The organism is Octadecabacter sp. B2R22 (assembly GCF_018861045.1).
Classification (GTDB): domain Bacteria; phylum Pseudomonadota; class Alphaproteobacteria; order Rhodobacterales; family Rhodobacteraceae; genus Octadecabacter.
In genome coordinates this window covers 1-21,845 of sequence record NZ_JAHKQJ010000008.1, presented here as the reverse complement: position 1 = coordinate 21,845, position 21,845 = coordinate 1, and the positions used below count along the sequence as shown (strand labels likewise).

Sequence of the window (21,845 nt, the reverse complement as noted above, 5' to 3'; positions counted from 1 at the left end):
GATTCGATGCTTAAGGTTGAGTGACGGCATCAAAAATAACTCTTGAATTGAAAATTTTGACCCTCGACGACATCTTGCCCGTAGGTGTTTGGAAACAATGTTTTATCAAGTGAGTTATTGATAAGTATACGGAAACAGCCAGACCTCAAACTGCCTCTTACCTTAGGGAAATTTAACTTTTTATTAAATTATGGCCGAAGTTTGTCGAAATAGTGTTAAGGTCCTTCAGTGGGTAAAGAGTGAGGAATTGACCTCGGTTTAACGTGTATAGCTTTGTTAAAGTCTGGCGGGTTCTATTTAGAACAGCCTGACAAAAAAATTCAGGGGGGGGTGTGGGCCTTATTTAGGGCCATTACGCATACGCGATTGCTGCCCCCCCCCCCTGAAACAAACGACCGCACCATTCCGGGTCATCCTGCATTTCACCAATTTTAAGTGGCATCTTTGCCATTGGCGATAGCATGAAGAACGGGAACGGTATGACATCTACATATACAAAGCACGAATGGACCGCATTTACAGAAGCTGACCTTCTGGGTGCAGGATCCGGTAACGGAAACTCTTTGGGACGTGGCGATTCATTTACCATGCCCGGGTCTGCATCTGTCACGATGTCCACATGGGACAACGACAGTTCCTTGTCTGGCGATAGCCGAAATAATGAAAACGCCAATGACTCTTCCGGCCAGAAAGCCACTGTAGACGGCCAGCGGGTCGGCTCCCAGATGTATGCCGAAAGCTATCATGTGCTGCACGGGTCTGACGGACAGACCTATTATCTGATCGAAATCGAGGTCGAAGGCTACAATGCACCTGGCCTTGGCGATGACTTCTTCACATTTTATGGCAACGTTCCACCCGCAGGTGTTGAGCTGACCATCGCACAAACATGTAACGTCAGAGGGTGCTGGGTTGATTACAGCTGCCTTGGTGCAGGATCCAATGCGCCCGCCAATACACCACCCACCTTCACAGATGTTCCCGCTGACGGCATCATCTGCATCGACGAAAACACAACATTCGTGATCGACGTCAACGCGACCGATGCGGATGGCGACACACTGACATATGAAATCATCGGTGGCGCGGATGCGGCGGCGTTCGAAATCGATGCGCAGACTGGTGAGCTTTCTTTCATCGCGGGCCCTGACTACGAGGCACCGACAGACGGCAACGGCAACAACATCTATGACGTCACAATCGAAGTGTCTGACGGCAACGGCGGCACCGATACAAAGGCTCTTTGGGTCAAAGTCAAAGATGTCGATGAAACCGATCCGGCCTGCATCGTTATCGAAGCCGAAGACATGCACGAATGGGGTTTCCAAACAGTTTGCGGCAGCCAAGCCTCTGAGAACAAGCTGGTAAAACTTAACTGTGCGGGTGGCGAAGGCAAACTCTGGACCACGTTCAACGGTATGGAAGGTGAGTATGACCTGACCATCCGCGCACAAGACGAAAGCGACGGCCAATCTACACTGACCGTAAAGGTGAACGGTGTTGTTGTCGGCGTTATTGAACTGGACCAGGACAACAATGGGGGCGGCAGCAACAACGGCGGCTTCTCCGACTTCACGCTTGATAATATTCAGATCAATCCCGGTGATGTCGTCAGCATTCATGCGGACGGTGATGCGGGTGAATTCGTGCGCATCGACAAAATCGAACTGTGCAAAGACGGCGAGAAATGCCCTGACGGCTTCCAGCTGGAAGACTTCAGCGGTGCGGCAGCGGGCGCCACTGTTGGCACGCAGTTTGACGGCTTCTCTGTTGTGGCACAGCGCGCAGGCGATGATGCAAACAGCGAAAACGATGCGATGATCTTTGATTCCGCCAACCCGACCGGCGGCGATCACGATCTTGGCTTTGCCAACCTCGGCAACATCATCATCATTTCCGAAGACAACGACAGTTCTGATCCGGATGACAACGCACACGGCGGGTCCATCACGTTCGACTTCGACAATCCGTCCGACATTCACGACATCAAATTGCTGGATATCGAAGAAGCAGGTGGCACGATTGATCTGTTCGACGAAGACGGCAACCTGATCAAGACAGTTGATATCCCTGCAGCGGGTGACAACTCCATTCAGACGATCAAACTGGACGCGCAAGACGTGGACAGCATGGTTATCAATCTGGTTGGATCAGGCGCTGTGGATGATCTGTGCTTTATGCCGGGCGAAGAGCCACCCCTTGGGTCGCTCTCCGGTCGTTACTTCATCGATGAAAACAACAACGACGTAGACGACGGTGAACCCGGTGTCGCGGGCGTGACTGTTGAACTGCTGAATGAAGACGGCACAGGGACAGGGATCACCACGACAACGTCTTCCGACGGCAGCTATTCCTTCGGCGATCTTGCCCCCGGCACATACGGCGTCAAGTTCACCGATGACGTGTCTGGCCTGACGCTTGTGGATGCAAATGTCGGTGCTGACGACACGATCGACAGCGACGCGACAGACGTTGGTGGTGGCATGTCCACGATCGAAGGCATTGTTGTCGTGTCCGGCGCAGACACACCTGACAATGACGCGGGTGTCGAAGATGCGGGCACTGCATCCCTCGCGGGTCGTGTGTTCATGGACAACAACGACAACTCTGTTGATGACGCAGGCGATATGGGCATTGCGGGTGTCACAGTTACCTTGTCCAACGGTGACACAACGGTCACCGATGCGGATGGCAACTATGAATTCACAGGCCTGAAGGCTGGTGATTATACGGTTACCTTCCCGACGGACGTTGACGGTAAAGTTCTGGTCGACAGCAACGTCGGTGGGGATGACACGATCGACAGCGATGCGGACGAGACAACCGGGTCTACCGGCACAATCACACTCGGTGTTGGCGAGCGATCCGAGGACAACGACGCAGGCGTCGAAGATCCGGGTACAGCGGCACTCTCTGGTCGCTACTTCTGTGATGAGAACGACAATGATGTCGATGACGGCGAACCCGGCATTGCCGGCGCTTTGGTGACCTTGCTGGATGCAGACGGTAACCCTGCGCAGGATGCGGGTGGCAACGTCATCACCACGACGACTGACAGCACTGGCAACTACACCTTCGCTGGCCTTCTTGCGGGTACTTACGGTGTTATGTTCGCGACCGAAGCCTCGGGTAAGGAATTCGTCGCGCAAGACGATCCGAACGGCAACGGCGATGACACCAATGACAGCGATGTTGACGACACTGGTGTCATCACAGGCATCACCCTGACGATTGGTGAAACATCTGAAGACAACGATGCAGGCGTCGAAGATCCCGGCACGGCAAGCCTTGGTGATCGTGTTTGGATCGATGCCAATGGTAACGGCCAGCAGGACGTAGGCGAAGTCGGTTTGGACGACGTTGACGTGACCCTATATGACGAAGACGGCAACGCGATTGCGACGACGTCAACAGCTGGTGGGGGCCTCTACCTCTTCGACAACCTTGACGCGGGCGACTATTCCGTCGGCTTCGACATCGAAGATACCTTCGTGTTCACCGACCAAGATGTAGGTGCTGATGCGGGCGACAGCGACGCCGATACCACTACGGGTCGTACGGGCACCTATAGCCTCGCAATCGGTGAAGAAAACCTCACTGTTGATGCAGGTGTCGTGGTTGCCAATAACACTCCAGAGCCAGCCGACGACGCAGGTATGATCTGCGCTGATGAGGAACTGACCCTTAACGTTCTGGCCAACGATACAGACGCAGACGGTGATGCCTTGACGATCACTGCTGTGGACGGCCAAGCCATCGTTGAAGGCGGCGCGGCGATTGAAACCAGCGAAGGCACACTCGTGTCCCTCGTGGGTGGTCAGTTGGTGTTTGATGGAGAGGCTGCTTACGCAGGCCTTGATATCGGTGAAAGCGCGCTTGAGGACATCAGCTATACGGTGTCTGACGGGACAGATACAGCGGACGCAAATGTCGCTGTGACGTTCTGTGGCGATGCGAATACGCTGGACAGCTTCTTTGCAAGCTTCCCGACGTCGGGCACATACGAACTGGAATATGCGGGTGATGCTGGTGACCCATTCCCCGAGTTTGCCTATGACTTGCGGTTCCTCGATACGGGCGACGCTCGCCTTGATGGAGTTCTGTTCGAAGAAGCCTATTGTCTCGACTTTGCTGCTGCCGCAGTCACCGTCGGGCATGGCGGGCCTGATAACATCGGTGATCTCTTTGGATCACAAAGCGTCGCAGCTTTGGATGCCTTCGATCCACTGACCGTTAGCAACGCGAACGGTTTGGCGGGTTCCGAGAACTTGGATTTGATCAACTGGGTTATTGACCAGAACTTCGAAGACACGGGCTCCTCGGGTTGGGAAGTTCAGTTCGCTGTATGGGAATTGGCTGACAACTTTGACGCTTCGTTGGTTAGCTACGATTCCTTCGACGACACCGACCTTTCTGGTGTCCAAGAAATTCTGGACGGTGCGCTCGCTCTTGCAGGTGCATTTGACGCGGGTGTCGACAGCTTCACACCATCAGCCAGTGGTACGGTCGGGTTGATTGTCGATCCGGGTGATGCAGATCCTTTGAACGTTCAACCGTTCATCGTTGCCATCAACTTTGAAGATTATGACTGCATTTGCTAAGCAGTTTACAAATGCCGGTCGCCCGGGGCTCGGGCGACTGACATAGGCGGAGCCCCCGTCGGTTAGAACCAAAACCGTGCCGTATTACAGGTTCTCATTGGTAATCTGACTTAACAATTGTTCTATAAGGAGAACGATATGAAGAAGATCCTACTAGGTGCAGGGACACTGTTTGCATCTGCTGGTTCAGCATTTGCTGGCAACTGCCTGGACGCATTCAACCAGCCGATTGCTGGCTGTGTTGTATCCGTACCTGAAATCAGTGCTCTGCAAGGCACTGCTGCGATCGCAGCCGTTGCCGCTGTAGTTTTGCTGGTATGGGAGCGTAGCCGCCGCGCTGCGTAACCTTTACACAAACAAAGCAGGCCCGTTTTCCGGTTTGGAAGGCGGGCCTGTTTCACTTTAGACTTCTCTCAAACGACGGGACATGCCGCGCCAATGACACTGAGCACCGCACAAAATCAGGCCACCAGACCTGCCCGTGTGTTTCTGGTGCTGGCCATTGTCCTGCTGTTTGTCGAGCTCACCGCCCTTGGCACCCTGTTCAAACATGGCATCGATTTCGAATGCCTTGCGAACTGGCCGCAACCCGTGTGCCGCAATGCCAGCCGGTCTTTGGTTGCGATCTATTGCCTTCTGGGGGTGACGGCCCTTTTGTTCATGCTGCGTCCTGCGCCCCTGAAAACCCTCACGCAAGATGCAGGGAGCCGCTTTTGGCCGCTTGCGATAAACGGGGCAGGGGTCCTTGTGGCGCTGGTCCCGTTTGTCCTTTTGAGCGGGGCAACCGGCAGGGGTGGTATTGTGCCATCCCTCATGCTTTGGGGCGTCGGCGCGGCACTTATGCTCGCGGGTATTGCCCTGTTTATTGCCCCTCTGGATCGTTGGCGCGATTACATGGCGTCGGAATGGTCGGCGCTTTTGCCGGCGGTTGCGGGTGCGCTTGCTGCCCCCTTTTTGTCGGTCGGGTTGCAACCGATCTGGTCAATCGAATGGATCGCGGACCAGACTTTCGGGGCGGTGGCATGGCTGATGCGGCTGATGGGGTACGATCAACTTTATGCTGATCCAGTGCAAAAGATGATCGGTGCGGATGATTTTTTCATCAAAGTAGCGAACGTCTGCTCGGGGATCGAAGGCATCGCACTGGTGACGCTTTTTGTCAGCCTCTACCTTTGGCTGTTTCGCAAAGACCTGCGGTTCCCGCGTGCCTTTTTGCTGTATCCGATAGGCATTGCAGCCTCGGTCGCCTTTAACATTCTGCGCATCACCATCTTGTTGTTCATCGGCCTTGAAGGAAATCCCGAGTTGGCTGTCGGGGGCTTTCACAGCCATGCGGGCTGGATGATGTTTACATTGGTTGCCCTTGGGGTGATCGCCTTGGCCCAGACCGTTCCGGCATTGCGTAAAACGCACGACGTCACATCGCATGCCACCCGCGCGGCACCCCTCCCGTTCTTGCAAGACCCGATTGTCGCTCAGATCCTGCCCTTTGCGGTATTTATGTTGAGCGCGCTTGTCGCCTCGACCCTGAGCCAGATCCCTTCTGCGGTCTATCCGATCCGGGTGGTTTTGATGTGTGGGGTTCTGGCGCTGGTCTGGCCGTATTTTCGCGGGCTGGCGTGGCGGATTGACCCTGTAGCGCTGGCGGTTGGCGCCTTTATCGCGGCCTACTGGGTCTTGATCCCCGTAGAGGCCACCGACACGGCCCCACCTTATGGCACGTTAAGCGGTGTGATGCTGGTGGCGTGGTTTGTCGCCCGCGGGTTTGGAACCATCGTTCTGATCCCCATTATCGAAGAAGCCTTCTTTCGCGGCTATCTGGAAACACGGCTGCGTTTGGGCACCGGACTGGCTTGGCGTATCGGGGCGGCGCTCATGACGGCGGCCTTATTCGCAGCCCTTCATGGCCGCTGGGCCGAGGCCTTTGTCGCGGGTCTTTTGTTTTCGTGGGTCGCGGCACGGCGCGGTAATATCGCCGATGCGATCCTGTCCCATAGCGTCGCGAATGCGCTGATTTTTGCAACGGCCGTTATTAGCGGCAATCTGGCTATGATCTGATCCGTTCACGTTTTGAGGGCCCCTTCCGTTTTCATGGCAATGCGTTAAAGGACATACTGATCACAGAACGCCAGCCGTACTGAAAAGGACCACAAAAGTATGACACGTAAAGGTATTATTCTTGCAGGGGGATCGGGCACGCGGCTTTATCCTGTGACGATCGGTGTCTCAAAGCAGCTTTTGCCGATCTATGACAAACCGATGATCTATTATCCGTTGTCGGTTTTGATGCTGGCGGGGCTTCGCGAGATTGCCGTGATCACCACCCCGCAAGACGCAGACCAGTTCCGCCGCACGCTCGGGGATGGGTCACAATGGGGGCTGTCGCTAACCTACATTGAACAACCTGCGCCCGAAGGATTGGCACAGGCCTATATTCTGGCAGAAGATTTTCTGGATGGGGCTCCGTCTGCCATGGTGTTGGGGGACAACATCTTTTTCGGTCACGGTCTACCCGAGATGCTGGCTGGCGCAGATGCGCAGACCAGTGGCGGCACGGTCTTTGGCTATCGTGTCTCTGATCCGGAACGGTATGGTGTCGTTGATTTTGAAGGGGACCGTGTCAAAGCGATCATTGAAAAGCCGACCATTCCACCGTCTGACTACGCCGTCACGGGGCTCTACTTTCTGGATGAAACGGCACCTGAGCGCGCACGCGCAGTAGAACCTTCAACGCGCGGCGAACTTGAAATCACCACCTTGCTTGAAATGTATCTGGCCGATGATGCTTTGAGGGTCGAAAAGATGGGCCGCGGGTATGCATGGCTAGACACAGGGACCCATGCCAGTTTGCTGGATGCAGGGAACTTCGTACGTACCCTGCAAGAGCGTCAGGGCCTGCAAACCGGAAGCCCCGATGAAATCGCCTATGCGGCGGGCTGGATTGACGGTGCTGACCTGGGTGTCCGGGCCGATCTGTTTGGCAAGAACGCGTATGGCCAATACCTGAAACGTTTGATCGGCGAGGGATAAGGACGGCGCATCTGAGGCCTAGAACACCCCGTCACAAGATGCACTTGGTGTCAAGCGATACTGGATCAGTTGCGTTGGCGTGAGGGGCAGGAAGTTGTTGTCTGTTATCAGTGTCGCGATCAGATCGCCATTTGGCGCGGCCTCCATCGACAAACCCTCTGCGTTGCCCAGAACCGCTGGGGCGCTTGTGTAGATCGTCTCGCCTGAGTTTTCGAGGCTGGCTACACGGCGCAGGCGGTGTGAAAACCCGCTTGCCAGAGTGAACTTGCGATCCAGCAGATACAGACAGCCATCGGCCCCCATATCGGCTCCGACAATCACAAACCCGTCCGACAGCGGCATGTCAGCGCCAGCGGACCATCCGGTAGCTTGATCGCGCGGGCCGCGTTCGCCGTTCCACAGATAGGACTGTGTTGACGCCGCACCGGACGGCCCTTCGAGGATGGCCAGAACGCGCCCATCGGGCAGGGTGGCCACGGCCTCGAAGGCTGTGTTGCCGAAATACGGTTGGAACGTGGTCCAGACATGGGTCGGGCGCGGGGTGGCGTCCAGCCCGTCCAGCGTGTCGATGCGCGCGAAGCGTTCATACGCCAATATCAGGCGGCCGTCTTGCAGTCGCGTCAGCCCTTCAAGATCGGTCTCGGCTTCGGTCGCAGGCCAGTTGCGCAACAACGGCACAGTGATCATGCGGGCCTGCGTCGGGGCAGTGAGCCAACCGTCGGGGTCGCGCAGGACACGGGCGTCAAACAGCGTGCCACGATCGCTTGCGGCCAGCAGAATGTCGCCTTCGATCAGGAGGCCCGACACCCCACCAAACGCATCCTCGAAGGCCGGATCGGGTAGGTCCCACACGGTCACATGCGGCCCGTCCAAAAGGGCGGGGCCCGACAGTGACGTGCCCGTCGCCCAGACCACAGCGCGCAGCAGACCCGCGAGGATCATCAGGACCAAGAGCCCCGCCAATCCGCGGCGGATAATCCGTCCGAGTGTCATGAGTGCGTCGGTTTCAGTGGCCCGTCACTCGCCCATTTTGCCGGGTTCGGCGTAGCGATAGGCATTCAAAACGGTGCCCAGAACATTTGTTTGTTGCGCAATCTCTTTTTCGCAGGCGTCGAACTGGCCATAGCGGGTCTTACTGGCGCGCACGACGATGAGCGCGCAATCGACGTTCTTGAGGAAGGCGCGTGTATCGTCGTTGACCAGCATGGATGGCAGATCGAATATCATGATATCGGGTTGGTATCGATTTTCGATATTGTCGAGAACCTCGCCCGTTTCTTCGGCTAGCAACAGACGTGTCGGATCGGCGTCCGGTATCGTGGCCATCGAAAAAGCGACGTTATCGCCAAACCGCATTGCCTGATCTTTGAAATCAACTTTTCCGGTCAGCACGTCATCGATGCCACTGGGTGGCGTCACATCAAAAAATTTCGAGATGGACGGGTCGCGTAAATCAAGATCCAGAACAATCGATCGCAAATCGCTTTGCCGTCCCAAACCCAAAGCCAGATTGCAGGCCGTCGTCGTTTTCCCGGACGAGGGCATTGGCGATGTGATCGCAATCCGCTTCCATCCCTGTTGGCGCATCTGCAACAGGACCTTTGTGCGCAAAATATCGTAAGACGTGGCCTTTGCGCCTGCCACTTGCGTATGAACCCGGCGGCCTTCGAGTTGCTCTGCGGAGACATCAAAGGGAGTCAGTTCCGCCCAGAGGTCATCAACGTCTGTGGTGCGTTGTGGCGTTTTGACTGAAGCAGTGATGGAGTCTGTGTCGGGATCCTGCCCCTCGCGGGCCTTTCGCGCTTTGTCGAGCGCCGTCTGAAGTTTTTCCATGTGCGGATTCCCTATCCCAGTCCTAAGCGCGACAGCACTTTTTGGACGAAGATGTCCAAAGGCATATAATGTGTATCGATGTACCATAGCGCCAAGGGCGCACCGATGATGACAATCAGGGTCGTGATCATCAACACCAACCGCCGCCTTAAACGATGTCCGCGGCTTTCCAGGTAGGGAATGGTCATGATCGGAACAATGTTGAACCGGCCGACCAATTCGGCAGGGCGGCGAATGGACCGGTTGAGAATTTCTAGCAGTACGAAAAACCCTCCCGCTAGACCAAGACCGAGCCCGGCACCCATAATCACAATCCGTGCCCTGTTGGGACCGGAGGGCGCGCTTGGAACGACGGCATCTTCGATCACCGTGATCCGGCGTCCTTGGGCGGTGGTTTCAATTCTTTCGCTCACGCGGGCTTCGTTCAAGTTGGCGACAGCGGCGTTATAACGGGTTTGAATATTGTCATAGTCACGCTGCAATGCACCCAGCTGGATTTCGTTGCCCGAGCTGGCGCTAATCGCGACCTGCAATGTTTCGATCTCTTCGGATGCTTGGGCGATGTCTGTCTGCATGGCCCGCATGGAGCTGTCTATTTGGGTCATCGTTGCCTGAAACATTGCCTCCGCCGCGGTCAAAGGGGCTTCATTGGTATCATCCTCTGAGGTCGTTCCGGATTGACTTGCGATAATCGCTTCTAACCGGTCGACCACAGATTGCAGACGGATAACGCGCGGGTTTTCGGCAGAATAGGTCAGCAACGCAAGTTCGAGGTCAGTGCGCGCGACCAATAGCTGTTGTTCTTCGGCGGTGCGCGGCTGCACGCGGGTGTTGGGGGAGATGCTGCCGGTTTCCTGGAAAATCTGTTCAAGATCAGCCCGCTGAGTGGTCGCAGCGGCAAGGTTGCGTTCCAATAAAGCTAGTCTTTCCTGCAGCAGGGACTGGCGCGCCAATCTGTAGGGCTGGTTATCGGGCAGGGCGTGTGCGTTTTCACTTTTGAATATGGTGATGCGTACGCTTTGCTCGTCGAGCTGCTCGCTCAGTCGGTCAACTTCTTGTTCAAAAAATTCAAGTGTGCTTTCCGCGCGGCTGACCCGGAAGTCCACATTGGCCTCTAGTACAAGGGAGACGTATTCGTTCACGACATTGGACACCACTTGGCCCGAACGGCCCCGAAAGCTGATTGTCATGACGAGGGCCTGATTGCGCCCCGAGGTCAGGCGAATGGTCGTGGCGTCGCGCATTTGGGCGACCACATCATCCGGGCTAATCTCACGGATGTTTTCAAAGACGTTATACTGGTTGGCGATGTCGATTACATTCGCGCGTGTTGTCAGCCTTTGTTGAATGATATTAAGCTGTTCCGCTGCGCTCGTGCGGACCGTTGACGTTACCATGCTGTCGGGGATTTGGGGGTCTTCCACCAGAAGACGCGCGGCGGTTGAATACGTGGCAGGCAACCGGATGGCCGTAAATGCCCCGAGCGCCCCACAAACCGTTAACAGCAATGCCATGACTGGTAGCCGGCGCAAAAACAGCTTCCAGTAAAAATACAGATCAAAATTCATTCAGCAGCCTTTTGGGAAACATTCACGCGGTTTGTCAGAAATAGGGGCGATGTGAAAGTTTGAATAATCACCCCGTCGTCAATCAGTTCTTTCACAATAGCCAAGCTCACGAGTTTACGTTCAGCGCTGGCCGCATAAACAAGGGCCAGGTCGCAGATCTTGTTTATAACCCGCGGGATCCCTTGTGAATGTGATGCAATCAATGTGACGGCGCTAGGTGAAATCTCCCGCCCTGTACCGCCAACGGCTTGTAGGCGGTGCGCAACATATTGCCGCGTCGTTTTCAGATCGAGAGGCTCAATGTGATAGGTCGCGGAAACGCGCTGCGCAAACTGGCGTAAATCAGGGCGCGCAATCATCTGGCGCAGTTCGGGCTGACCAACAAGGATCAGCTGCAACAACTCGTCCTTGCCAGAGTTGATATTGGTCAGCATCCGCAACTCTTCGAGGGTATCCACGCCAAGATTCTGTGCCTCGTCGATGATCAGCACCACGCGTTGGCCTTCACTGTATGCGTCGATGACAAAGTCCTGAAAGGTTTGGAACATGCTGACGTAATCGGCATCTGCGGGGTGTTTGACATCAAGCGCATTCAAAACCCAGCGCAGAAGGTCGTCACGATTGCCGCGTGCATTCGAAATCAATCCGACACGCAAATCACGATCAATCTGGCGCAGGATTTGCTGAATAAGCGTTGTTTTTCCGGTCCCGACTTCGCCGGTAACGACCGTCAACGGTGCACGGGTCGTGATTCCGTATTCAAGAATGGAGAATGCGCGCATATGTGCACGGGTCCAGAACAGAAAATCCGGATCCGGTGACAACGAAAAGGGCCTCTCGGAGAAGCCGAAGTGTTCGCAGTAAAGATCAGCACTCATTCGTGGTTCCAGTTCACAGCCTTTGGTGCACGCGACATGCGTACAGGGCGTTAATTATCATAACATAAAGCACAGAATACGGGCTTTATTTTGGCGGTACGGCGGCTTCAATATTCCTTTAACCCGTCCTTAACGGAGATTAAGGGCCGATTCGCGATTTTTCCATTAGGTTTCGATCAAATTTCGTATGACTGTTTCAATTTTTGGCACAAACATCCACCATCTAGGCGAATGTTGCGGGCTACTTTGATACAAAGTGCAACTTAAAGGTGTAACCTGCTGCAAAAACGAGCGATTTTTATGAATTTTCCGTTAATGGGGAAATATTATGGTTTTCCCTCCTTTGAGGTTAACGCTCCTGTGTGTTAACAATACCCTAACAAGGCCAATGGTTTTTCTGCAAAATCAAAGGTGTGTTACGCCGAGTTCAGATCATTTTGCCTGAACTTTTAGGCGAAAATTTTATTAGGGGAGCGTCGATCGCTTAGATCGGTGTTATTATAAATGTCAGTATTTTCTACCGATTTAGTCGTTCGAGAAGACACTTCTGCTGTTACAAGCATCACCCAAAAACACTCGTCGCTGTATCGTACAGTCGGCAAGCGGATTTTCGATCTAACGTTGGTCCTGAGCACTTTAGTGATCACGATTCCTGTCATCGCACTAATGGCCTTGGCTGTGCTTGTCTCGGGACAGCTGCCTTTTTATGTGCAGAAACGTGTGGGGCTTAACGGCAAGACCTTTCGCATGTTGAAAGTTCAAACAATGCTGCCCAATGCGGACCAGCTTTTGGAAACCCACCTTGCAAACAACCCAGATGCGCGCGCCGAATGGGACAGCAAGCAAAAGTTGATGAATGATCCACGGATTACGCCCGTTGGCGCGTTTCTGCGCAAGACATCCCTTGATGAACTGCCTCAGCTGTTGAACGTGTTGACCGGTTCAATGTCACTGGTCGGGCCGCGCCCGATCATGCTGTCCCAGAACGAACAGTACTCCGGCACTGCCTATTATCTTCAGCGCCCCGGCATGACCGGCCTGTGGCAGATTTCTGACCGTAACACATGCGAATTTTCAGGCCGCGTTCGGTTTGACGAAATTTACAATCGCAAGCTCTCTCTGGGTACGGACGTCAATGTGATATTGCGTACCGTTGGTGTGATGCTGCGCGGAACGGGTTGCTAGGCAGCTGTTTCAAAATTCAAAGGCCCGTGATTTATACTTAAGCCGTTTTTGACCTTTCATCGGGTTGGAGACGGCTTTTGTCGTTGTCTTAGGGCTACAACGGCAAAAAAAATGTCTAGATTGCCGAATGTACGGTGACGTCAAAGGATTTTTCGACGACAAGCCATGACAACAGAGGAAAAGCTGATGATGCCATTTTTAAAAACCCTGCTGGTAAGCCTCACATTGAGTGTGTTGGCAACCTTCGCCGCAGCCCAGTCTAATTACCAGATTCGCGCGGGAGACACTCTTCAGATTGAGGTGTTTGAGGACGGTACGCTGAACCGGTCCGTTGTGGTGCTCAGTGACGGGCGAATCAGTTTCCCGTTCGCGGGCACCTTGCGCGTTTCCGGACGCACAGTCGGTGAAGTGCAGGCCTCGATCAGATCGGCAATTGCCTCTAATTTTGCGACACCGCCCACTGTGTTTGTGGCCGTGCAGCCCGCCCCAGTGGTGCCGCGTGCCCCTGTTGTGCCGGCGCCCCCGCCGACGATCGATATTTATTTTCTGGGAGAAGTCAGCACCCCCGGTGCCAAAGCTGTCGCCCCCGGTACAACGTTCTTGCAAGCGATGGCACAATCGGGTGGTTTGACCCGCTTTGCTGCTTCAAAACGGGTGCAGCTGCGCCGCACCGACGCGACGACCGGACAGCAACATGTGTTTACGATCAACTACGGTGCAATTCTGGATGGTGCCAGAATGACCGACAATGTTGTTTTGGTGGACGGCGATGTCATCGTTGTCCCCGAACGGCGGTTGTTTGAATAAATCATGACAGGCAAGGGCAAAAAATGTTTGTGGTCAGGGCCCGCCGCTGTTGTTTTGACCGCACTGTCTGGCCCTGCATTTGCGCAAGACAGTGGTGGCTTGAATGCGAACCTGTCCTTCTCGCAAGGTCTTGTCAGCTCAAGTGAGGATGGCACCTACGGGCAAACGAACCTTGGCTTTACGCTTTCGAATGTAACGCCGGTTCAGGATCTTCAGTTTGAAATCAGCACGGGCTTAGAAGAACAGCTTAGTGGCGGTTTTGACGCCGAGATTGTTGATCCCGCACTTAGCCTTTCTTACGGCATTGAAAACAGGCAGTCTGCGCTGGATATCTCTGCGAAATACGCGCGGTCGGATGTCGACAGCTTCACCGAATCCGATGATCCGCTGTCCAGTGTCTTGGTTCTGGATACGGGCACGCGCGAGAGCAGTGGCGTTTCGTTGGGCTACACCTTTGGCCGCGAAAAGCTTTTTGGCGGCGCGTTCAGCACCAGCTATAATACGACGTCTTATTCCGGCACGACGGATACCGATCTTGTGGACGTTGAGCGGATCGGGGCTGGCCTTGATTTGCGGTTTGAAATCACGCCACGGATTGCCGCGACATTGGGATATAATTTCAGCGACACCAACCGAACCGGTGACGGGCTGGATGTGCGCAGTACAGACGTGCAGGCAGGGGTTGATCTGACGGTGTCCGAAACGTTGAATGCGGCAGTGTCCGTCGGATTTGATACAGTGACATCGACGGACTCCACCGGTGCCACAGAACAAGAAGACGGCTTTGTCTTTGCATTCAACCTCAGTCAGGATCGCCCCAACGGCGCGTTGAGTTTCAATCTGAATTCCACAGTAACCGAAACCGGGCGTCGCAGTGATGTCAGTGTTGCCAACACATTCGAAACCCGCAAAGGCGGTGAATTTTCTGGCAGTGTGGGGCTGACCGTTGATGACAACGGCAACACGAACCCGCTATATGCCGTCAGTTTCAGTGAGAGTCTGCGTCGCAGTTCCTATTCGGTTTACCTCAATCAAAACATCACAAGCAATGATCTGGGAGAAGACGCACTGAACACCCGGGTCGGGGCAGACTATACCCATGTGCTGACAGCGACGACGGAGTTTCAAACCGGATTGGATTATCAGGCAACCGATTATCAGGGAAACAGTGACGACACATCACGCTTTGACATCAGTCTGGGCATTTCACATGAACTGACGCAGGACTGGTCGGTTTCTTCGCGCTACACCTATAGTGTTGAAAACGAAGACGGGCAGGCCCGTGACACAGACAGTCGGCTCTTTGTTGGATTGGAAACCAATTTCGGATGGCGCCCCTAACCAGAAAAGACCTCCGCGCTTCTTGGGTTTTGATCGCAATTACCGTTATTTGCGTCACGATCGAGGCAATCTTATCTTTGTCTGACTACGGTCTTTTTGGCACCTCCCGTTTGCGTCAAACAACCTATGCCTATGGCAGTTTCTGGCCTGGGATTTTGGGAAACTGGACGCCGAATTTCTCGGGTCAGCCCGTTACAATGTTCATCACATACGGGTTTTTACACGCAGGTCCGTTTCACCTGATCGTCAACATGTTCACCCTGTGGTCGCTGGGGCGTCCCATTCTTGAACGGGTCGGGGTAATCGGGTTCATTTTACTCTATGGCGGATCCATGATCGGGGGCAGCCTTGGATACGCGCTTTTGGCCTCTGGCGTGCAACCGATGGTCGGGGCCTCTGGCGCGCTATTCGGGCTGGCGGGCGGACTTCTCGCTTGGGCGTATCTGGATCGCTACACATACAAAGAAGGCCTTTGGCCAATTGCCCGCGCTGTCGGATTACTGATCGCGCTGAACATCATCCTGTGGTGGGCGATGAACGGACAACTGGCTTGGCAAACCCACCTTGGCGGGTTTGTCGTTGGTTGGGTAATGGCCTTTATCGTCGATCCGCGGCCCCGAGCATACTAACGCTCGGTTGTCGTCTTATTGCTGGGGCTCGACGTCGGTTTCTTCCTGTGGGGCGGCCTCGATCCGTGCGATTTCGGCGCGTGCAGTTGCAAATTGCTCCCGCGTGTCATCCGGGCCAGCGATGTCGAGGGCGCGTTGCAAGGCGACCAAAGCATCCGTGTCGCGCGCCAGTCCAACATAGGTCATTCCAAGGTGAAATTGTACCAACGGATCAGAGGGTAACCCGGCCGCGGCCGGTTCAAGATATTCGAGCGCTTCGTCCAGGTCACCCCGACGATATGCGATCCAGCCATAGGTGTCCTGAAACGGTGGGACGTCCGTGTTGCGCAAGCGGCGGCTGATCGTAAAGGCGCGTTCCAGACTTTCATCATCCAACCGATACGTGCTGAGCAAGCTTGCCAGGTTGTTGGCCGCGACCAATTGATTGGGCGCGCGTTCATAGATGAGTTCGTAAAGTTCGATGGCAGCATCGATATCGCCGCGTTGTTCGTTGAAGCCGGCCTGCGCCCACAACAAGTCAAGACCTTCGGGTAAAACCGACAAGCCTTCTTGCACGGCAGCCTGTGCCGCTTCGACGTCACCTGTCGCATACATGGCCTGTACCATGCGGACCCAAGCCTGTTGGGCGCGAGGTTCTTTGTCGACGATAAGACGGTAAGTTGCGATCGCGTCTTCGTACTGACCAAGTGCAGACTGGACCGCGGCCAGTGTAAACTGCCGTGTTAAATCTTGGGGTGCTGCGTCAACCATCTCTTGTGCAGAGGCGAGTGCAAGTTCTTGGTCGCCATTGAGCAAGCGCGCCTGAATGACGGCGATCCGTGCCGCGGTTTCATTTTCGCCAGCTTCTGCCGCGTATGATTCAAGAAGTGTGACGGCATTTCCCATTTGATCCCGTGCAGCCAGTCGTGCCGCCTGCAGGCCAACCGCAAGCCGGCTCGCAATCGGATCCTCAAGTCTGTTCAGGGTATCTTCGACCTGTTGGGCGCGCCCCCAATCTTCGGTTGTTATGTAAAGACGCCCCAGTGTTTGCAGCACTTCAAGATTGTTCGGTGCAAGTCGCAAGGATGAAAGCAGTGCTTCTTCGGCGGGCAAGTAACGTTCTTCTTCGATAAGCTGCGCGGTGTAGCGCAGGGTTTCTGTCGGCGCTGCATTGGATGCATCTACTGCGAGGGCCAAAAATTCGCGGGTAAGATTTTGGTCTCCGTTCCGGTTATGAGCCCGTGCCATCAGAGTCAGCGCCTGCGCGTCGTCCCCGTCTTGGGCTAAAACGGAACGCAGCATGGAAACGGCCTCATCGATTTCATCGCTTTCGATCAGCCAACCCGCTTTGATTTTAAGTGCATTGACCTGTGTGGGGTCGTTTTCCAGGATCTCTTCAACGAGTGCACGTGCGCCGACGCTGTCGCCGGTGATGATCAACATTTGCGCCAAGCCGACCTGCAACGCGCCCAGATCTTCTGATGCGTCCTGCGCGTCGATAAGGGCTTCGATTTCGGCGATGCCCTCGTCGCGTTGACCGGCATCAAACAACATACTTGCGCGCAGCGCTTGGTATGTCGTCGTCTCTTCTTCGGTGGCGATCAGATGATCCAGTTCGGCCAGACCAGCGTCATTGCCTTGGACTTCAATCAAGAGACGCACAGTCGTCATCAGGGCCACGGTGCGGGCTTCAGGTGTCTCGGCACTATCAGCGATTTCGCGTAGGAAAGCCTCAGCATTTTCGGGATCGTTCGTCGCCACGTAAAACCGCAAAAGGACACTGGGCAAATCTTCATCTTCGGGGAATTTCACCAACATATCACGGAGCAGGATTTCGATATCGTCTTGGCGTTCTAGCTGCCCCAAAATGCCGAGCTGAATATCGTACAGTCTGCGATTACCGGGTTCGATAGCTTGCGCAGCGGCCACTTCTTCCAAGGCGGTTTGCAATTCACCGTCCCGCATTGCGTTGTCGATCAAAATTTGACGCAGAAAGTTATTTTCAGGATCACCTTCAAGACGCAGTCGTGCGGCTTGCGCCGCAGCGCGCCGCGCGGGGTTATTCTCGTCTTCGACAGCTTGGGCATAATCTAGGTTGAGGGCCAGAACTTTAACGGCGTCTTCTTCGGGTGCGAGCTCAACGGCCCGTGTTCCATGACGGCGCGCTTCTTCCCAATCGCCATTTCCAATGGCTATTTCGGTCAGTGCGATGCGGGCTTCCACGTCGTCGGCGTTTTGTTCAGCGACGCGTAAATACTGATTGTAGGCGACGCGTACGTTTCCATTGTCGCGTGCTATCTTTGCGATCGCGACGCGTGCGTCGCGGTGTTCTGCGTTCAACTGCAAGACATTTCGGAATTCGACCATGGCGCGGTCGGTGTCTCCGTCTTCAAGCAGTTCCAAACCGCTTTGATAATATGCTTCTGCACGTTCCTCTGATGAGTCACACGCTGCGAGCCCCAAGACAAATCCGAACACCAAAAGGAGCTTTAACATCGAAGATCGTACCATCAAATTTCTCTCAAATTTCTAAAAAACTGCTTTAATGTTATCATTACTTAGAGACCCAGTGCAAAAACAATCAACAAAACAGCACGCTGAACATCCTGTGTACACGCAGAGATGAACGGATGATGCCCCCAGGTCGAAATAGCAACGATTGCGCGCCGCAAGCGGGCACAGTTCTGAAGTCTTTACGCAGTTTTGTGGCGTTAAGATGTCAAGCGCGAGGCATTAAGTGATTCTTGCCCGACAAAAGTGTGTGATGCTTCAAGATTCAGTGTGTCGGGAGGCATTACGCAGGTCATTGTTTCAAAGCGCGGGAATCTGGTGCATGTGACGGAGTCGTGGTTTTGTGGGGTGAGTTAGGATGCGAGTAAAATTAAACACTTGATGTTTAACAACTAAAAACTGTTTTAGCCGTGTTCTTATACCGCGAAGTATGCCAACTGCACATGTGCCGCGTTGCCGTCATTGTCCCCCAAAAAGAAACAATAAAGTTAACGTTTCTACGTGACTCAACAATCTCAAAGTGTTAACAATTTAACTAATATAGACGAAATTTGTAATTCTTAAGGGGAATAATTATGCGTACGACTACAATGGGCATTGCCGCCGTAGCCGCTCTCGGCTTCTCGGCTGTTCAGGCCTCCGCAGCAACGATTTTGATCGATGATTTTAATACTGACCAGTACGTGAGCGACCCTGGCGTATCCAACTCTAGCCAATTGGCTGATGCTGCCGTTCTCGGTGGATATAGAGAGTTGGCTGTTACCAACATCGCTCCTGGCTCACAAAATGCGACGTCATTCCAGACGTTCGGCGGTGATCTGAAGTTCTCAAATGACACTGGTGCGACTGGTATTGGTACCTTGACGTATGACGGCGCTGGCGCTGGTCTCGGCGATCTGAGCTTTGGTGGCGACAACGCATTCATCTTCTTTGACGTTGCTTCTTTTGACAACGACGCCAACGTAGATATTACGGTCAACGGTTATGATAGCGACGGTACTATGGTTTCCTTCATGGAAAATGTTGCTGGCGGCACCTTCAGCCCTAAACTGTATTATACCGAATTCACCAATAACGGTGGCGGTGACGGCATCTTCAACTTCGCAGATGTTGCGTCACTTGAATTCATCGTCAGCACGGATGGCCTTTCAGAGGACATCGATGGTGCGCTCGCATCTTTGAGCATCACGTCCGTTCCACTGCCAGCGTCTTCTTTGCTGTTGCTGGCCGGTCTTGGTGGTCTGGGCGCAATGCGCCGCCGCAAGAAAGCTGCTTAAGCTTCGTCTAATTGACGACACACAGATACGAAAAGAGCCGCAAGTTGAAACTTGCGGCTCTTTTTGCATTTGGGGTGAGGGTCTTTGATGTTCTAGATCTACCTCACGCGCGGGACGGGCAGGGCAGGGTGGCTGTGGCTTATTCCCCTGCAGGCCGCTGCGCGTTACCGTCATACTGCACAAGGTTCAGTCGCATCTGACGGGCATGGGCAACTTCTGCGGCAAAGCTGTCAATGTCAGCCTCGCTGACGTGGCGGCCATACCATTGCGGCGCTGCGGGCTCGAACCCGTGCTCTTCTGCCAGGCGTTCAAGATGATCCGCGTCCGTCAGCGACAGGCGTGATCCAATGCTGTAATCCTTGTCTTCCTGCGCCAGCGCCAGAAGCATCGTTTCACCAAGGCATCCCCAGCACAGGTTTGCGGGCAATGTCTGGAACGCGCCAAGATCAAGCTTGAAGGGAGGCTGGACCAACCCACCGTCAAAGACCATGACGGACTGTCCGGGAATGTCAGCGTCAGCGACATTTGGCGGGCGGGCAATATCACAGACCAGCGTGCCGGGGCGTAGTTTAAGCGGATCAATCAGCGCCATTTCAGAACTAGTCGCAACCAACACGATGTCAGCGTTTTCAAGGGCTGTGTCCAGCGACGTTTTCCAATCAAGAGGCACAGGAACATCGCCCGTACCGTGGAATCCTGCGGCAAGGTGTTCGGCAATATCTTTGGACCCCCGTTCCAATTGTAGGGACGTGGCCATATCACGGATGCGTGTCGCGAAATCGCCAGGCGTGTGGCGCGAGGTCATATCGGGATCAAGCAATGTGTCGCACATTTCGTTGGCGACACGCGCCAGAAGGCGGGGGGTAAACGGGTTGGCCGCATTGCCGACCAGGCTGACGCGGCCGACTTCGCGGCTCAGCATCAGGGACGCAAGACGTCCAATGGCACCGGATGCACCAACGACAACGACATGCGCGTCTTTCAGGGGCATGTCCGCACGGGCGGCCATGTTTTTGATGCCTTTGACAGCAGAGATGGTCGTCAGGGTGTTGCCGCTTGTGATAGGCACACCGCGTCCGGTTGCGGTTTCACCGCCACGGGTCACGATAGACGTGAACGCACCAAGCCCGACACGCGACACATCTGCATCGCCTGCCATATCGACTGCTGTTTTGATCATGCCAGCAGCGGCATGGCGTCCAGCGCCGCGCATGTCAGCGGGCAACATGGGGACGGACATCAACATGCCTTCGGCTGTTGCACCGGATTTTGACGTTACTTTGGGGAGTTTACGGGCAAACCCTGGACCAAAGCCTTTGACCCACTCGCGCCAGTTGGCCAGTTCCGCATCGTCAAACTGGCTAAAGGACGGATCGGAGCGAAAGATGTCTTCTTCTTCGGTGTAGTGGATAACGAAAGCGAATTTACCAGTTTGGTCCACATTGGGGATAGCACCTGCGGCATCTGCACCGGGTACAGGGCGCGGGGCTGCGGGCTTTTCGGGCAGTGGTTTTGCCACAAGGTGGCGCACCAAAGTATAGTAGTCACGCTGGTCAATGATGTCGCAAACCTCTTCAAGGGCGTCCAGCGCGCGATCCAGCTCGGCGCGCCCTGCGATCAGTGTCGGCTGCAGGCGCATTACATGGGTTTCATTGAACAAAGGCGCGGTCAGTAAACCTTCGACGTTGAACAAATACGAGCTGATCAAAGGCGTCACACCACCGTTCAGGCTGGCGAACGCCATTGTCGCGGAATCCACACGTTCATCAAAAGGATGAAAACTCAGCCCGGCCATATAGCCGCGGCCGCGCACTTCGGCGATCACATCGGGGTAACGCTGTTGCAAGGCCTCAAGCTGTTCATGCAGATACGCGCCGTTTTCTGCCACGTTGCGGATCATCGCCTGATCATCTTCAAGCAGCATATCTAGCGTCGCATTGGCCACGCGGGCGGCAAGGTTGTTATTTGCGAATGTAGAGCTGTGGTTGCGACCAAATTGATCGTCCCACACGTCGGGGCGCACAATGCAGGCCCCGATGGGCATCATGCCGCCGCCAAGCGCCTTGGCCAAGAGCAACATATCAGGCACTTCGCGGCCATTGGAGCAGGCAAAAAGGTCGCCCGTGCGGCCCAGACCCGTTTGAATTTCGTCCAGAATGACCAACACGCCGTAGCTGCGGCACAATTCGATGACGTCATCGATATA

At 54.7% G+C, this 21,845-nt stretch carries 15 protein-coding genes; 9 read left to right on the top strand and 6 right to left on the bottom strand.

Annotated elements, in window-relative coordinates; all coding sequences use genetic code 11:
* The first annotated feature begins 479 nt into the window (after positions 1-479).
* The 4 genes from KO486_RS12350 (at position 480) to rfbA (ending at position 7,631) form a co-directional block, all read left to right on the top strand.
* A complete protein-coding gene (locus KO486_RS12350; protein WP_252734752.1) occupies positions 480-4,601 on the top strand; it encodes an SdrD B-like domain-containing protein in 4,122 nt (1,373 codons plus the stop codon).
* Between the two features lie 138 nt (positions 4,602-4,739).
* On the top strand, positions 4,740-4,946 hold the full coding sequence (locus KO486_RS12345; protein WP_216037590.1) for a hypothetical protein: 207 nt from the start codon (positions 4,740-4,742) through the stop codon (positions 4,944-4,946).
* Between the two features lie 93 nt (positions 4,947-5,039).
* A complete protein-coding gene (gene xrtE / locus KO486_RS12340) occupies positions 5,040-6,659 on the top strand; it encodes an exosortase E/protease, VPEID-CTERM system (protein WP_216037589.1) in 1,620 nt (539 codons plus the stop codon).
* 99 nt (positions 6,660-6,758) lie between these two features.
* Positions 6,759-7,631, top strand: a complete 873-nt coding sequence (gene rfbA / locus KO486_RS12335; protein ID WP_216037588.1) for a glucose-1-phosphate thymidylyltransferase RfbA — start codon at positions 6,759-6,761, stop codon at positions 7,629-7,631.
* Positions 7,632-7,649: 18 nt separating this feature from the next.
* On the opposite strand, the gene KO486_RS12330 is transcribed toward rfbA, so the two are convergent.
* From KO486_RS12330 to KO486_RS12315, 4 genes are read right to left on the bottom strand one after another with little or no spacing between them, the layout of a single operon-like run.
* Positions 7,650-8,624 (bottom strand): esterase-like activity of phytase family protein, encoded by a 975-nt coding sequence (locus KO486_RS12330; RefSeq protein ID WP_216037587.1) that lies wholly within the window; start codon positions 8,622-8,624, stop codon positions 7,650-7,652.
* A 24-nt stretch (positions 8,625-8,648) separates the two neighbouring features.
* Positions 8,649-9,464: a CpsD/CapB family tyrosine-protein kinase gene (locus KO486_RS12325; protein WP_216037586.1), complete on the bottom strand. Its 816-nt coding sequence runs from the start codon at positions 9,462-9,464 to the stop codon at positions 8,649-8,651.
* Between the two features lie 11 nt (positions 9,465-9,475).
* Entirely contained in the window at positions 9,476-11,032 is a 1,557-nt protein-coding gene (locus KO486_RS12320; RefSeq protein ID WP_216037585.1) for a chain length-determining protein, read from the bottom strand.
* Positions 11,029-11,910 (bottom strand): AAA family ATPase, encoded by an 882-nt coding sequence (locus KO486_RS12315; RefSeq protein ID WP_216037584.1) that lies wholly within the window; start codon positions 11,908-11,910, stop codon positions 11,029-11,031. Before KO486_RS12315 ends, KO486_RS12320 begins: the two co-directional genes overlap by 4 nt.
* Before the next feature lie 504 nt (positions 11,911-12,414).
* On the opposite strand from KO486_RS12315, the gene KO486_RS12310 reads away from it, so the two are divergent.
* The 4 genes from KO486_RS12310 (at position 12,415) to KO486_RS12295 (ending at position 15,872) form a co-directional block, all read left to right on the top strand.
* Positions 12,415-13,095, top strand: a complete 681-nt coding sequence (locus KO486_RS12310; RefSeq protein WP_216037583.1) for a sugar transferase — start codon at positions 12,415-12,417, stop codon at positions 13,093-13,095.
* Between the two features lie 186 nt (positions 13,096-13,281).
* On the top strand, positions 13,282-13,902 hold the full coding sequence (locus KO486_RS12305) for a polysaccharide biosynthesis/export family protein (protein WP_252734750.1): 621 nt from the start codon (positions 13,282-13,284) through the stop codon (positions 13,900-13,902).
* Positions 13,903-13,905: 3 nt separating this feature from the next.
* Entirely contained in the window at positions 13,906-15,243 is a 1,338-nt protein-coding gene (locus tag KO486_RS12300; protein WP_216037582.1) for a hypothetical protein, read from the top strand.
* Entirely contained in the window at positions 15,231-15,872 is a 642-nt protein-coding gene (locus KO486_RS12295; RefSeq protein ID WP_216037581.1) for a rhomboid family intramembrane serine protease, read from the top strand. The genes KO486_RS12300 and KO486_RS12295 overlap by 13 nt, the downstream gene beginning before the upstream one ends.
* Before the next feature lie 15 nt (positions 15,873-15,887).
* Here the strand turns inward: KO486_RS12295 and KO486_RS12290 are convergent, their stop codons facing one another.
* Positions 15,888-18,347: a tetratricopeptide repeat protein gene (locus KO486_RS12290; protein WP_252734748.1), complete on the bottom strand. Its 2,460-nt coding sequence runs from the start codon at positions 18,345-18,347 to the stop codon at positions 15,888-15,890.
* A 590-nt stretch (positions 18,348-18,937) separates the two neighbouring features.
* Here KO486_RS12290 and KO486_RS16480 point away from each other — a divergent pair.
* Positions 18,938-19,639, top strand: coding sequence for a VPLPA-CTERM sorting domain-containing protein (locus KO486_RS16480; protein ID WP_252734746.1), 702 nt, complete (start codon positions 18,938-18,940; stop codon positions 19,637-19,639).
* A gap of 139 nt (positions 19,640-19,778) precedes the next feature.
* On the opposite strand, the gene KO486_RS12280 is transcribed toward KO486_RS16480, so the two are convergent.
* A partial coding sequence (locus KO486_RS12280) for an aminotransferase class III-fold pyridoxal phosphate-dependent enzyme (protein ID WP_216037579.1) occupies positions 19,779-21,845 on the bottom strand: 2,067 nt, incomplete at its 5' end.